The organism is Brevibacterium yomogidense, from assembly GCF_016107685.1.
GTDB classification, from domain to species: Bacteria; Actinomycetota; Actinomycetes; order Actinomycetales; family Brevibacteriaceae; genus Brevibacterium; species Brevibacterium yomogidense.
The window spans coordinates 160,213-174,168 of the sequence record NZ_JABASY010000002.1 but is presented as its reverse complement, the minus strand read 5'-3'; the positions used below and the strand labels follow the sequence as shown (position 1 = coordinate 174,168).

At 69.7% G+C, this 13,956-nt stretch carries 15 protein-coding genes; 10 read left to right on the top strand and 5 right to left on the bottom strand.

Annotated elements, in window-relative coordinates; all coding sequences use genetic code 11:
• Positions 1-32: 32 nt before the first annotated feature.
• The 3 genes from JFC09_RS05145 to JFC09_RS05135 all read left to right on the top strand — a co-directional run bounded on the left by JFC09_RS05145 (position 33) and on the right by JFC09_RS05135 (position 3,097).
• Entirely contained in the window at positions 33-734 is a 702-nt protein-coding gene (locus JFC09_RS05145; RefSeq protein ID WP_198392942.1) for a TetR/AcrR family transcriptional regulator, read from the top strand.
• Between the two features lie 181 nt (positions 735-915).
• The gene (locus tag JFC09_RS05140; protein ID WP_198392941.1) at positions 916-1,140 is read left to right on the top strand and encodes a DUF3107 domain-containing protein; all 225 of its coding nucleotides are present in this window, start codon (positions 916-918) and stop codon (positions 1,138-1,140) included.
• Between the two features lie 409 nt (positions 1,141-1,549).
• The gene (locus JFC09_RS05135) at positions 1,550-3,097 is read left to right on the top strand and encodes a DEAD/DEAH box helicase (RefSeq protein ID WP_198392940.1); all 1,548 of its coding nucleotides are present in this window, start codon (positions 1,550-1,552) and stop codon (positions 3,095-3,097) included.
• Between the two features lie 142 nt (positions 3,098-3,239).
• Here JFC09_RS05135 and JFC09_RS05130 read toward each other — a convergent pair whose 3' ends face one another.
• On the bottom strand, positions 3,240-4,088 hold the full coding sequence (locus tag JFC09_RS05130; RefSeq protein WP_198392939.1) for a PHP domain-containing protein: 849 nt from the start codon (positions 4,086-4,088) through the stop codon (positions 3,240-3,242).
• A gap of 78 nt (positions 4,089-4,166) precedes the next feature.
• Between JFC09_RS05130 and JFC09_RS05125 the strand changes: the two genes are divergently transcribed.
• The 5 genes from JFC09_RS05125 to JFC09_RS05105 are packed head-to-tail and all read left to right on the top strand — an operon-like array spanning position 4,167 to position 10,051.
• Positions 4,167-5,696, top strand: a complete 1,530-nt coding sequence (locus JFC09_RS05125) for an aminopeptidase P family protein (RefSeq protein WP_198392938.1) — start codon at positions 4,167-4,169, stop codon at positions 5,694-5,696.
• Positions 5,696-6,853: a P1 family peptidase gene (locus JFC09_RS05120; RefSeq protein WP_198392937.1), complete on the top strand. Its 1,158-nt coding sequence runs from the start codon at positions 5,696-5,698 to the stop codon at positions 6,851-6,853. Before JFC09_RS05125 ends, JFC09_RS05120 begins: the two co-directional genes overlap by 1 nt.
• Before the next feature lie 25 nt (positions 6,854-6,878).
• Positions 6,879-8,171, top strand: coding sequence for a magnesium transporter MgtE N-terminal domain-containing protein (locus JFC09_RS05115; protein ID WP_198392936.1), 1,293 nt, complete (start codon positions 6,879-6,881; stop codon positions 8,169-8,171).
• Entirely contained in the window at positions 8,158-8,880 is a 723-nt protein-coding gene (locus tag JFC09_RS05110) for a DUF1003 domain-containing protein (protein ID WP_198392935.1), read from the top strand. The genes JFC09_RS05115 and JFC09_RS05110 overlap by 14 nt, the downstream gene beginning before the upstream one ends.
• A gap of 19 nt (positions 8,881-8,899) precedes the next feature.
• The gene (locus tag JFC09_RS05105) at positions 8,900-10,051 is read left to right on the top strand and encodes an Mrp/NBP35 family ATP-binding protein (protein ID WP_198392934.1); all 1,152 of its coding nucleotides are present in this window, start codon (positions 8,900-8,902) and stop codon (positions 10,049-10,051) included.
• 145 nt (positions 10,052-10,196) lie between these two features.
• Here JFC09_RS05105 and JFC09_RS05100 read toward each other — a convergent pair whose 3' ends face one another.
• Positions 10,197-10,742, bottom strand: coding sequence for a twin-arginine translocase TatA/TatE family subunit (locus JFC09_RS05100; RefSeq protein ID WP_198392933.1), 546 nt, complete (start codon positions 10,740-10,742; stop codon positions 10,197-10,199).
• A gap of 103 nt (positions 10,743-10,845) precedes the next feature.
• Here JFC09_RS05100 and JFC09_RS05095 point away from each other — a divergent pair, with 103 nt between their 5' ends.
• Together JFC09_RS05095 and JFC09_RS05090 are read left to right on the top strand one after the other, a co-directional pair.
• A complete protein-coding gene (locus JFC09_RS05095; protein WP_198392932.1) occupies positions 10,846-11,205 on the top strand; it encodes an MGMT family protein in 360 nt (119 codons plus the stop codon).
• 98 nt (positions 11,206-11,303) lie between these two features.
• Complete coding sequence (locus tag JFC09_RS05090; RefSeq protein WP_198392931.1) at positions 11,304-11,936, top strand: O-methyltransferase; 633 nt, start codon at positions 11,304-11,306, stop codon at positions 11,934-11,936.
• A gap of 79 nt (positions 11,937-12,015) precedes the next feature.
• On the opposite strand, the gene JFC09_RS05085 is transcribed toward JFC09_RS05090, so the two are convergent.
• The 3 genes from JFC09_RS05085 to JFC09_RS05075 form a co-directional block, all read right to left on the bottom strand.
• Positions 12,016-12,186: a DUF3117 domain-containing protein gene (locus tag JFC09_RS05085; protein ID WP_198392930.1), complete on the bottom strand. Its 171-nt coding sequence runs from the start codon at positions 12,184-12,186 to the stop codon at positions 12,016-12,018.
• A gap of 88 nt (positions 12,187-12,274) precedes the next feature.
• Complete coding sequence (locus JFC09_RS05080) at positions 12,275-13,525, bottom strand: hypothetical protein (RefSeq protein ID WP_198392929.1); 1,251 nt, start codon at positions 13,523-13,525, stop codon at positions 12,275-12,277.
• Positions 13,522-13,926, bottom strand: a complete 405-nt coding sequence (locus JFC09_RS05075; RefSeq protein WP_198392928.1) for a DivIVA domain-containing protein — start codon at positions 13,924-13,926, stop codon at positions 13,522-13,524. The genes JFC09_RS05080 and JFC09_RS05075 overlap by 4 nt, the downstream gene beginning before the upstream one ends.
• Positions 13,927-13,956: the final 30 nt, after the last annotated feature.

The following is a 13,956-nucleotide window of genomic DNA, read 5'->3' as shown; positions in this document are numbered from 1 at the left end:
CTACGGAAGTCGTTTGACCTATGATGGCAAGCATGTCTACGACCCGCCGACTCCCCCGCGCAGAGCGCCGCCAGCAGCTGGTGGACACCGCGACCGGATGCTTCGCCGCCAAGGGCTACAACGCCGCGTCGATGGACGAAGTGGCAGAAGCCGCCGACGTCTCGAAGCCCGTGCTGTACCAGCACTTCGATTCGAAGCTCGACCTCTACCTCGTCGTCCTCCAGAAGGCTGCGAATTCGCTGATGGAGCGAATGTCGGAGGCGATGCTGTCGTCGGACTCGAACCAGCCACGGCTGCGCGCGACCGTCCGCGCGCTGTTCGCCTTCGTCGATGATCAGCCGAAGGACTTCTCCGTCCTCTTCCGTGCCGATTCCTACGAGCCCCAGGCACTGCAGGTGGTCCAGTCCATGCGCGAACGGATGTCGCAGCGCATCGGCGAGGTCGTCAAGCGCAGCACCCAGCTCACATGGAGCGAGTCGTTCGTCGTGGGCCGCTCCGTGCTGCAGATGGGCGAAGGCGCCGCGGTCGCGATCTCACAGGACTCCGAACTCAGCCGCGATCACATCGCGGAGGTCATCAGCGACGTCCTGTGGACGGGCCTCGACAGCCTGCCGGACTCGTTCGAGCAGATCGAAGCGGCGAAGCGCGCAGAGGCGGAGCGGGCGGCACGCGAAGCCGCGGCCGCCGCAGAGGCCGCAGCCGCCGCACGCGCCGCGGATCTCAACCTCAACTGACCGGCGACTGCGGTCGGCCCCGCGCGTGGTGCAGCCGTCCCCGCAGGTGGCACAGCCGGTCCCGCGGGATACGCGGCCAACTCCACGGGTGACGCAGTCGACGGCACGGGCGCACGCCATCGGACGTCCACACGACTAGGCTGGGTCACAACCCATCCCGACTCGCGTTCAGGAGTGCACAGTGGAGATCAAGATCGGCATGCGCCAGACCAACAGGGAGATCGTGCTCGAATCGGAGCAGACCCGCGACGACCTCACCACAGCGGTGACGAAGGCACTGGCGGACGGCGGCGCCCTCACCCTCGACGACGAGAAGGGCCGCAGGGTCATCGTCCCGGTCGAGGCGCTCGCCTATGTCGAGGTCGGCGAGGAGAAGGCCCGCCGCGTGGGGTTCGGCGTCTCCTGACTCCTTCCGCTCAGTCTCTTCAGCGGGCACTGCCACGGTCTGCGTGTATCATCGACACCAGGCAGCGGCAGTGCCCGCACGGTTTCACCACTCTGGTCCACCTTCCCGGTCAGGCCTCTTCGCCATGATCGGGGTTTTCGACCGCGATCATGTGTGAGTGGTCCGTGTGCGGTCGCCCGCACTCCCGAGCAGCGCAGGAAGCGCCGCTCTTGTGCTTCAGCCGCACATGCGGCGGCACGACGAGGCGTGCGGAGTCCACTGCCACCCGCTCGCAGAGAGCTCATCCCTCCTTCGGATGTGCGCGGCGAAGCGGTTCCGCCCCGCGGTGCGTCCTGATCAACGACATCGGGCCCGCCGGAGGCGCACATGTACCGGAGGTGCTCCACACGGAGCGCCGTGAGGAGAACCAGTGACCGACAATCAGCAGACGTTCGCCGACTTCGGCGTCGCAGACCCCATCGTCGAGGCTCTGTCCGACGCAGGCATCGAACACCCCTTCCCCATCCAGGCCATGACACTGCCCGTCGCTCTGAGCGGCGCGGACATCATCGGCCAGGCGAAGACGGGAACCGGCAAGACCCTGGGCTTCGGCCTCCCGCTCCTGCAGCGCACCCTGGCTCCCGGCGAGGACGGTGCACCGGAGTCCGCAGGCCGCGCCCCGCAGGCGCTCGTCGTCGTCCCCACACGCGAACTCGCCCAGCAGGTGGCGGGCGACCTCGTCGTCGCGAGCCGCAAGCGGCCGGGGCTGTCCGTCGTGACGATCTACGGCGGCAAGGCGTTCGAACCGCAGATCGACGCCCTGGCGAGTGGAGTCGACGTCGTCGTCGGCACCCCCGGCAGACTCCTCGACCTCTACGGTCGTCGCATCCTGCGCCTCGACAGGGTCCGCACCGCGGTCTTCGATGAAGCGGACGAGATGCTCGACCTGGGCTTCCTGCCGGACGTCGAGCGCATCGTCGCCGCGCTCCCGACGAACCGGCAGACCATGCTCTTCTCCGCGACGATGCCCGGCGCCGTCATCGCGCTGGCACGTCGGTACATGTCCCGGCCCACGCACATCCGTGCCCACGACCCGTCGGACGAATCGCAGCTCAATGCGACGACGCGCCAGTTCGCCTACCGTGCGCACGCGATGGACAAGTCGGAGATGGTGGCACGGATCCTGCAGGCCGAAGGCCGCGGCCAGACGCTCGTCTTCGCACGCACCAAGCGCACAGCGGACCGTCTGGGCGAGGAGCTGCGCGATCGCGGCTTCGAAGCGCGGGCGCTCCACGGCGACCTCAACCAGCAGATGCGCGAGAAGGCACTCGCGTCGTTCCGCGACGGCCGCACCTCCGTGCTCGTCGCCACCGATGTCGCAGCCCGCGGCATCGACATCGACGACATCACGCACGTCATCAACTACCAGTGCCCGGAGGACGAGAAGATCTACGTCCACCGGATCGGTCGCACCGGGCGTGCGGGCCGCACCGGCATCGCTGTCACGCTGATCGACTGGGACGACCTGCCTCGCTGGAGTCTCATCAGCCGATCCCTGAGCCTGGGCCTCGAGGATCCGCCGGAGACCTACTCGACGTCCCCGCACCTCTTCGAGGACCTCGACATCCCGGCGGGAACGAAGGGTCGCCTCTCCCGTCGCAAGCCCAACCCGGGCGAGGACAGCGACGGCGGCGGCCGCTCCGGGCGTCGCAGCTCCGAAGGACGCTCCGGCGACCGCCGTCGCTCGGATGAGCGCGGATCCGAACGGCGCGGTGGCGAATCCGGTGGCGGTCGCACACGCAACCGCAGGCGCACGCGCGGCGGTCAGGACGCGGAGAGCGCCGCGCAGGCACCCGCATCGGCGAACGCGGGCGCAGAGGGCTCCTCTTCGTCGGAGGGCCGCCCCCGCCGGCGCCGTCGTCGTCGCGGTGGTTCGGGCCGCAGCGAGCAGTCCGCGTCGACGGCCACACAGGACTGACCTCAAGGATCCCGTTCCGGACCTCTCACGGGGTCTGACTCCGGACCCGGAGACCGGTCCGGTGCAGGTCCCCTCGCCGGGGCTGCCGCGGGATCCGGAGACCAGCTCACACGATCACTCACGACGGGAACGGCTGCCGCATTCAGGGGAACCTGATCGGCTCCGTTCCCGTTGTGCGTTCCACGAGCGCTTCCACCTGGTCGCGCGCCGTCGTGTTCTCGCCCAGGAGGTTGGGCTTCCCCGTGCCGTGATAGTCACTCGACCCGGTGACGATCAGCCCGTACTCCGCGGCAAGCACCCTCAGCCGGGCCCGGCCCTCCGGCGGGTTGTCGCGGTGGTCGATCTCGAGTCCGTCGAGGCCGGCATCGATGATCGTCCGCAGACCGGCGTCCGGCACGACCCGTCCGCGCGCAGAGGCGAGGGGGTGTGCGAACACGGCCGCACCACCCGCGTCGTGGATCATCCTGATCGCTTCGACGGGTGAGATCACCGGCAGCGCGACGTAGTACGGGCCACTGCCGGTGAGCAGCCGTCCGAACGCCTCGCTGCGGTCGCGGACGATGCCCGCACGCACCAGTGCGTCTGCGACGTGCGGACGGCCGATCGTCGCGTCTGCGCCGGCCAGCTCCTCGACCTCCTCCCACGTGATCGCGAAATCCTGGGACAGACGGTCGACCATGATCTTGCTCCGGACGATCCTGTCGCTGCGGGCCTGGTCGATGGCCGCTGTGATCTCCGCACCGGCGGGATCGTGGAGGTAGCAGAGGATGTGCACGCTGATCCCCTCCCAGCGGCACGAGACCTCCATTCCGCGCAGCAGGCCGATCCCGCGATCCTGCGCCGCCGTGACGGCTTCGTCCCAGCCGATCGTCGTGTCGTGGTCGGTGAGTGCGAACACGTCCAAACCGACGTCGACGGCTTCGGCGACGAGCTCTGTGGGGCTCTGGGTCCCGTCGGAGAAGCGGGAGTGTGTGTGGAGGTCAGCGCGCATGCTCCCCATCGTAGAGACCCGTGTTCCGGTTTCCGCGCCACCCCGGCCGGGAATCGCGCTCGTGGCTAGGATGGGCGTATGAGCTCCGATGCATCTGAGGAACTGTCCGACCGCGTGAACAACCGCTCCCACCGCCCGAATTCGGCGGCTTTCCGGGATTTCGTCGCCTCCGGCTGGGACCGCGCGCCTTTGACGGGCGTCGCCCCGCTGCCGGCGGCAGAGTGGACGCCCGCTCGCCGTGAGGCGGTGTCCCGCCGCTTCCCGGGTGAGCGGATCGTCGTCCCGGCGGGCCCTCTCAAGGTCCGGTCGAACGACACCGACTACCGGTTCCGGGCCCATTCCGCCTTCATCCACCTCACGGGGCTGGAGACGGAGTCCGAACCGGACGCCCTCCTCGTGTTCGAGCCGGCGGACGGCGACGGGGCGGAAGGTCACACGGTGACCCTGTGGTTCCGTCCCCGCGCCGGTGCGGACACGGAGGAGTTCTTCTCCGATGCCCGCTACGGCGAGTACTGGGTGGGTCCGCGCGACGACCTGGAGACGATGACGGTGCGGACCGGGATCACGACGGCGGATTCGTCCACCGCGATGGACGCCGTGACGAAGGACCTGGGCTCCGTGTCCGTCCGCCTGCTGCGCGGCGCGGACGTCAACGTCGAGCAGGCCGTCGATCAGGCTCGCGCCCAGGTGAGTGCTGATCTGGAGGCGTCCGAGGCCGGGGACGACGAACTGCTGGAGTACCTCTCCGAACTGCGCCTCATCAAGGACGACCACGAGGTCGACCAGCTGCGTCACGCGATCGACATCACCCGGAAGGGCTTCGACCGCGCTGTCGCGTCGCTGCCCGCCGCAGTGGACCACGCCCGCGGCGAGCGGGTCATCGAGACGAGCTTCGAGTCGGCGGCGCGCCTGGACGGCTACGGGGTCGGCTACGACACGATCGCCGCTGCGGGCGACAATGCGTGCACGCTCCACTGGATCCGCAACGACGGGGTGGTGCGCAGCGGTGACCTGGTGCTTCTGGACGCCGGTGCGGAGGCCGATTCGCTGTACACGGCGGACATCACCCGCACCCTCCCCGTCGACGGCACGTTCACGGAGGTGCAGGGGAAGATCTACGACGCGGTCCTGGCCGCTGCCGACGCGGCGTTCGCGAAGGCGGCGGAGCACGTCGAGCATCCCGTCCTCTTCCGCGATGTCCATGCCGCAGCGATGGAGGTCATCGCCCAGAAGCTGCACGATTTCGGTCTCCTCCCGGTGAGCGTCGCGGAGTCGCTCAGTGAGAAGGGGCAGCAGCACCGCAGGTGGATGGTGCACGGCACCAGCCATCATCTGGGCCTCGACGTGCACGACTGCGCACAGGCGCGCCGTGACATGTACCTGGACGCGCGCCTGGAGCCGGGCATGGTCTTCACGATCGAGCCGGGTCTGTACTTCAAGGAGTCCGACCTCCTGGTGCCCGAGGAGTTCCGCGGGATCGGTGTGCGGATCGAGGACGACGTGCTCGTCACCTCCGACGGGGTGGAGAACCTCTCCGCGGGGTTCCCCCGCACACGCGCCGAGGTCGAGGCGTGGGTCCAGGAGCTGGCACCGGGACGCGCCCGCTGATGGCAGCCTCCCCACCGCCGGCTGCACCGTTCCGCGAGCCGTTCGGGCAGGTCGTCGCCGACGGCTCGCCCGTCACGGTGCTCGGTGTCCATGTGGGTGCGGCACAGGCCTCGGCCGACGGGTGGCTCACGGGTACGACGGTCATCGTCCCGCCGCCGGGCACCGTGACGGGTGTCGACGTGCGCGGCGGCGGGCCGGCCGGACACGAGACGGACGTGCTCGCACCGGGCACCCACTCCCCCGGCGCGGACGCCGTCGTGCTCACCGGAGGCAGCGCGTGGGGCCTGGCCGCTGTCCTCGGGGTCCAGCAGGGACTCGCGGCCGACGGTCGGGGGTTCCCCGCTCCCCAGCTGCCCGGCGCGTACGTACCGATCGTGCCCGCGGCAGCCGTGTACGACCTCGGGCGCGGGGACGGCACGGTCCGGCATCCGGATGCAGGCATGGGGCTGGCTGCGTACCGCAGCGCGACGACCACCGCCGAGGCCCCGGTCCGGGGCAGCGTCGGAGGCGGCACCGGGGCGTTCATCGGCCGAGGGCTGCTGCGGGGAGGGCTGGGCGCGGCGTGTCTGCGGACTCCGTCCGGTCACCTCGTCGCAGCGATCGTCGTCGCGAACCCGATGGGCGACGTGCTCGAGCCGTCGGGCCGTCTCCACGCGGCCGGCGTGCTCGCACGGCTGGGACTCGAGTTGCCCCGCGCCCCGCACGACTGGGTCGAGCAAGCGCTGGAACTCGACGGGACGGCCACAGACGGGGTGCTGTCGCAGCGGAACACGACGATCGCAGCGATCGTCACCGACGCGCGGCTCGATTCGGCGCAGGCGACCCGGCTGGCGCAGTCGGCGCAGGCGGGGCTCTCCCGGGCGATCCACCCCTCGCACACGCTGTTCGACGGGGACACGGTGTTCGCCCTCGCCACCGGTGGGGCGGATGTGGACGTCGACCCGCTGGGGCTCGTCGGGCTCAACTGTGCAGCGGCGGACGTCCTCTCGCTCGCCATCGTCGACGCCGCGCTGTCAGCGGCTCCGCACCGGCGCGGTGGGGCTGTGGGAAGGGGGCCTCACGAGGGCTCCGAACCCGCGGCCAGACCCGCCGCGCTGCGAGAGATCGCACTGGACCTCGCGAGCGCGTGGGAGACCTTCCGCAGCACCGGCGTGTGACGCTGTTCGTCGTACGATGAACCCCATGAGCGTCGCCACCGAACGGATCTTCATCGCGCGCCTCGCCGGGACGAACGTCCTCGATCCCCTGGGCGATCAGGTGGGGAAGGTGCGCGACGCGGTCGTCGTCTACCGCACCACGATGCGCCGCCAGCCGAAGGTCATCGGCTTCGTCGTCGAAGTGCCCGGCCGCAGGCGCGTATTCGTGCCGATCGGTCGGGTCACCAGCATCGACGTCGGTGCGGTCATCACGACGGGACTCGTGAACATGCGGCGGTTCGTCAAGCGCGCATCGGAGACGCTCATCATGGGCGACCTGCTGGACCAGCGGCTGCTCCTCCGCACGGACGGCACCCCCGTCATCGTCGAGGACGTCGGCGTCGAGCAGCAGCGCAACCGCGACTGGGAGGTGGCCCGCCTCTTCGTGCGGCGACAGCGGGAGCAGCGCACTCCCCTGGACGCGCTGCGCCGGCGCGGGGAGACGATGCAGGTGGACTGGTCGGAGATCGAGTTCCCCGCCGAATCGTCCGCCACGCAGTACGCCACCCAGCTCATCGCCGCCTACCACGACACGAAGCCCGCGGACCTCGCCGACGTGCTGCGGGAGCTCGATCTCACGCGCAGGCTCGACGTGGTCCGCGAACTGCCCGACGAGCGCCTCGCCGACGTCCTCGAGGAGCTCCCGGAGGACGAGGCGATCGACGTGCTCGATGCGGTCGGCATCGAACGCTCCGCGATCCTGCTGGAGACGATGCAGCCCGACGACGCCGCCGACCTCCTGGGTGAGCTGTCGGAGGACCGCGCGGAGCGACTGCTCCAGGCGATGGACTCCGACGAGGCGGACGACGTCCGCACGCTTCTCGCCTACGACGACGACACCGCAGGCGGCCTCATGACGACGGAGCCGGTCATCCTGTCGCCGGAGACGTCGATCGCCGAGGCGCTGGCACAGGTCCGCAGGTCCGAACTGCCCGCCGCGCTCGCCGCCGCCGTGTTCGTGTGCCGCCAGCCCCTCGAACCGCCGACGGGACGCTACCTGGGACTCGTCCACATCCAGGAGATGCTGCGGCACCCGCCCCACGAATCGGTCGGTGCGCTGCTGGACACGGAAGTCGAGCCGCTGCCGCCGGAAGCGCCCACGGGTGAGGTGGCCGCCCTGCTGGCGGCATACAATCTGGTGTCCGTGCCGATCACGGACGAAGGCGATCACCTGGTGGGCGTCGTGACCGTCGACGACGTGCTCGACGCACTGCTGCCGGAGGACTGGCGCGAACAGCGCGACGACCCGCGAGGGGAGACAGCACATGGCACGGTCTGACCAGCCGGGACTCGACACTCCCCGCAGCGCGCGCCGCCGTCTGCCGCAGGTGGGGATGCCGCCGGACACGTTCGGCCGAGTGGCCGAGGGGATCGCCCGGTACATGGGCACCCCGATGTTCCTCGTGTGGATGACGGCCATCTGTGCGGTGTGGCTCGCGTGGAACTCGATGGCGCCCGTGCACCTGCAATTCGACCCGCGCAGCCTCAACTTCACACTGCTCACCCTCATCCTGTCGCTCCAGGCGTCCTACGCCGCGCCCCTCCTGCTGCTGGCGGACAACCGGTCCGCCGACCGTGATCGTGTCGAGTTCGAGGCGGACCGTCAGCGGGCCGAACGGAATCTCGCGGACACGGAGTTCCTCGCCCGCGAGGTCGCGAGCCTGCGCATTGCCATCCGCGACGTGGCGACGAGGGACTTTATCCGTTCCGAGCTGCGTTCTCTCGTAGAGGAGATGCAGCAGGCTCGAACCGAGCAGCATGCCCTGCCCGAGCCCTCCACGGACTCCGCAGCGACCGAAGCGGAGGTGGAGACGGCCTCGGGAGCGGGAGCGGCCTCGGAACCGGAGGGGGCCTCGGAACCGGAGGGGGCCTCGGGAACGAGCGCGGCCTCGGGAACGGGGCAGCCCTGGGAGTTCACGCTGACACAGACAACGACATGGGAACAGGCACAGACACGGGTACGGTCTCCAGGGACGATGGACCTGTGAAGGGAGACGTGACACGACGATGACGGACCGCGACACGGACACGCATGGACCTCTGTGGAAGGCTCTGGGCACCGTCGTCGATCCGGAGCTGCGGCGCACGCTCGTCGACCTCGACATGATCGAGTCGGCGTGGATCGACGAAGGCGGCACGGCGCACGTGAAGGTGCTCCTCACGATCGCCGGATGCCCGATGAAGAACACGATCACCACGGACGTCCGCAAGGCCGTCGCAGCGGTCGACGGTGTGCGATCGGTCGATGTCGAGCTGGGCGTCATGACGCCGGAGCAGCGCACTGAGCTGCGGAACCGGCTGCGCAGCGGCGACGGGCGCGTCAACCCGTTCGTCCAGCCGGACAACCTCACGCGCGTCATCGCGGTCGCGTCCGGGAAGGGCGGGGTCGGCAAATCGTCGGTCACCGCCAACCTCGCGGCGGCACTCGCCGCGACCGGGCTGAGCGTCGGCATCCTCGACGCGGACATCTACGGCTTCTCCATCCCGCCCATGATGGGGGTCGAGGGCAAGCCGACGAAGCTCGAGGACATGATCCTCCCCCAGCCCGGCCACGGTGTGGCGGTCATGAGCATCGGCATGTTCGTGGACCCCGGTCAGGCGGTTGTCTGGCGCGGCCCGATGCTCCACAGGGCGCTCGAGCAGTTCCTCACGGACGTGTTCTGGGGCGACCTGGACATCCTGCTGCTCGACCTGCCGCCGGGCACGGGCGATGTCGCGATCTCGGTCGGTCAGCTGCTGCCCGATTCGGAGCTGCTCATCGTCACGACACCGCAGCAGGCCGCCGCGCAGGTCGCCGAACGTGCCGGGGCGCTGGCGACGAGCACCAAGCAGCGGGTCGCCGGAGTCATCGAGAACATGTCGTGGATGGTTATGCCGGACGGCAGCCACAACCCGATCTTCGGTGAGGGCGGCGGACGTCATGTGGCGGACCGGCTGGCCCAGCGGCTGTCCGACGCAGGTGGCCAGAGCCACGTGCCGCTGCTGGGACAGATCCCGCTCGACCCGACGGTGCGTGCCGGAGCGGACGCAGGCGTCCCCGCAGTGCTCACACATCCTGAGGAGCCGGGGCCCGCCGCCCTGCGCACCATCGCGTCATCGCTGCGGGTGCGATCGCAGTCGCTCGCCGGGAAGAGTCTGGGCCTGAGCCCCCGCGACTGAGCGGTTCGTCGATGAGTGGGCCGTGGCTTCGCTGAGGGGCCCATGGCTTCGGGGCCAGCGGCTCGCGGCGGGGCCCCGCGGCTCACCCTCAGTGCGGGCAAGCTCCGACCGGCTGCGGGGACTTCCGCGGCGGGTTCGGGCGGACTCAGGTCGCTTCGGGGTCGAAGGGTGCCGACGACCCCTCGACGCGCTGCTGCACCTGGGAACGGTGACGTTCCAAAGGCGTCGCCGCGCTCTCTGCCGCAGCACCAGCGGCACTCGAAGATCCGGCGGACGACGTTCCGCCGCCGGATGGCGATCCACTGTCGGTCCGCCCTTCGGCAGCACCGTTCGCGCCCGACCCGTTCGTGCTCGCCCCGTTCGTGCTCGCCCCGTTCGTGTCCGACGACCCCGTGGTCGACCCACCCGTGCGGAGACGCTCCTCACGGATCGCACGATCCTCCTCTGCGAGCGCCTCGCGCACGATACGGCGCGGGTCGTACTGGCGCGGGTCCAGCGACCGCCAGTCGTAGGCGTCGAGGTCCGCGCCGAAGTCCTCCTTGACGGTCTCCTTCGCCCCTTCCGCCATCCGCCGGAAGCTCCTGACGAAGTCACGGAGCTTCCCGGCGTACTCGGGAAGACGCTGAGGTCCGATGACGAAGAGGGCGACAATGACAAGGATGATCATCTCGAAGCCATTGATGCCGAACATGCGTCCGATCCTACCAACCGAGAAGGTCGCACCCTCACAGCCCGGCGGCCCAGCGAACCCAGAAGAGCGCACGGCCGGTGCACACCGTGAGAGGATCGGCGCCATGGACGATCTCGCCGTCGAACGTGTCCTGCGCGCCGTCGAATCCCTGCCGCCCGGATCCGCGGCGTCCTACGGGGACATCGGTCGTGTGGTCGGTGCCTCGCCCCGCTACGTCGCCCGTGTCATGAGCGTCTACGGATCGAACGTGCCCTGGTGGCGGGTCCCCAACGTGCGCGGCGCACTGCCCGCACCGCTGACCGCCCGCGCGCTGCCCCACTGGAACGACGAGGACATGCCCCTGACCGACGATGACCGGATCGACATGCGGTGTGCGCGTGTCGACCCCCACACGTTCGCCGCATCCGTCCTCGACGCGCTCGCAGAACTCGCATCCCACGATGCGGAGGTTTCGGAGGATTAGACTGGCGCCCTGAGCACCCCGACCTCCGCAGCACCGCTGCCGCGGGGAGGTCGGCACACGTCGATGAACTCCGGCGCCGTCAGCGGAGAGGAGAGCGGATGTCCCGGGATTGGGCCGCCAGCGCGCGGATGGCCGACCAGTACAACGGCACGGACGCCGTGGACGACGCCGCGCGCACGATCGCCCAGGAGTACCGGCGCCGTCCGCTCCCACCCACGTCCAGTGCGACCCTCACGTTCCTCACGACGCTCCTGAGCCCGTCGGCCGTGATCGAAGTGGGCACCGGAACAGGCACCTCGACCCTCGCACTGCTGCGCGGCATGTCGCGGTCCGCCATCCTCACCTCGATCGACACCGATGCGGAAGCGCAGGCCGTCGCGCGGGAGCTCATCGTCCACGCGGACCTCGCCGGTCATCGCGTGCGCATGATGACCGGCAGACCGGAGGACGTGCTGTCCCGCCTGGCACCGCGCGCGTACGACCTGGTGCACCTCGACGCGGGACCTGAACAGACCCCGCGGCTCGTCCCGCTGGCACTCGAACGGCTGGAGCCCGGCGGTGTGCTGATCATCGATCAGGCTCTGCTGGGCGGCGCGGTGGCGGACCCCACGGTGCGCACACCCCGCGCCCGGGTCGCCCGGCAGCTGCTGAGCGACCTGTCCCAGCGCGAGGACCTCCTCCGGCTGCTCCTTCCGATCGACGACGGCATCCTGGTCCTGCGCCGCCGCTGAAAGATCCTGCGCCGCCGCTGAAACGACTGCGGCCTCCTGCACGCGTCTGCGTGAGGAGGCCGTGAAGCGCCGGGGCCACTCAGATGCCGAGTGCCTCTGCAAGGGTGTCGTGGAGATCCTTCGCCTCGTCCGGGCTGATCTCGATGACGAGTCGTCCGCCCCCTTCGACGGGCAGTCGCAGCACCATGCTGCGTCCCTCCTTCGTCACCTCGAGAGGTCCGTCGCCCGTACGGGGCTTCTGTGCTGCCATGGGAGCATCCCTTCGCGTCGAAAAGTTGTCAACACTGATTATCCACCATCTGAGCGGAATCTGCCCGTCTTGCCGACTTATGAGCGCGTCACGGCGGCAGATCGCCCGGCGGGGTGAAGTGCCACAGCCATCCGACCCAGACGATCTGCAGCACCGTGAAGGCGACGAGGACGACTGCGCGCGCCGCCCATGAGCGCGTGGCCGCCAGAGCCAGTGCCAGGGGGAAGAAGGGCAGGAACAGGCGCAGCGTGGACGTCTGCGGCGTGAAGAAGAGGAGGAGGTAGATGCCGTATCCGCAGCAGAACTGTTGGAGGGTCCGGCCCATCGTCCGGCCCGCCGGCGACACGAGCAGGGCGATCATCGCCGCGACGAGCACGACCAGCGCGACGGGGCTGAACGGGCCCAGCCACCGCTCTCCCGCACCCACCCACTGGACGAAGATGTGGGTCTGCCCCGTGTGCCAGGCGGCTTCCGTGTCCGTGTAGGCGGTGAGCGACCCTGTGCGGACCCAGGCGTGGAGCGGGTGGATCAGGGCGGCGACGCAGGACAGGACTCCCAGGGTCCACGACGACACGACCTGCGGCAGCGGGTACGGTTCCTCGTTCCGCCGGCGGAAGCGGCTGATGAGGTGGATGAGCATGAAGAAGGCGAACGCCACACCGATGGGCCGCGACAGGTCCATGAAGAAGACGGGGACGATGGCCCACACGTACTGCCGTCGGAGCACCAGCAGCAGGACCGTGGCCTGCAGGAGCAGGGTGAGGGATTCCGCGTAGGACGTGTTGAGGATCGGCGAGGCGGGGAAGAAGAGGACGAAGGCGAGCCCCGTGAGGGCGGCTCCGTGTGTGGTGACGGAGCGGAAGAGCACGAGGATGACGATCGCGGCCATCGCCCCCAGTACTGTCGAGAGCACCGGCGCCACGACGGCGAACTCCGCCCCGGTGAGCGCTGTGATGTCGCGCGCCATGAGGGGGAACAGCGGGTAGAAGGCCCACTCGTTCTGCGCGATCTGTCCCGTCTCGTAGACGGGGAGCTGCGAGGGGTATCCGTGCACGGCGATCCGCTCGTACCAGCCGCCATCCCAGAAATTCAGGAAGTCGTTGAGGGAGGTCTCCGTCCCCCGGGTCCACGGCGAATGGGGCTGGGTCCGCACGACCATCGCCATGATGCCGAGCGACACGAGTCGGGACACCAGGTAGACGGCCAGCGCCTGCAGCCAGACGGGGAGCGTGAGGACCGCTCGAGCCGCGCCCTCCCACCGTGCACGGTCGAACAGGTGGGGCAGGACCGCGGGTGCTTCGTCGTGGGTCCGGGGACCAGTGCCCGAGGCGACCGTCACGGATGCGTGTGCGTCGCCGACGGTGCCGGCCCGCTGTGTCCGGACTCGTGGCCACCCGCCGACACGGGGGAACCCGCCTCTGCGCCGCCTGGCACTGCAGCGTCCGGGTCGGTCGCACGGTCACGGTCCTGTGCTGCGAGCTGGATGTCCTGCACCGCGATGCGTGCCCGGAGTCGTGCGATCGCGTCGTCGACCTCCGCGGGCCGGTAGCCCCACAGTGCCGGAGTGAACCTCACCGCGGCGATCTCGTCGGGCCGGGCGTCGTCGGACAGCCGCTGTGCCGGGGGCACATCGGCTTCCTCATCGCTCATGCCCCCGTCGAACACACTCCGCGAACCCGCGAAGGCGATGACGAGGACGAAGACAGCTGCGCATACTCCGAGGACGATCCACACCGGCATGTCCCCATCGTCTCACAAGGAGACTGCGCC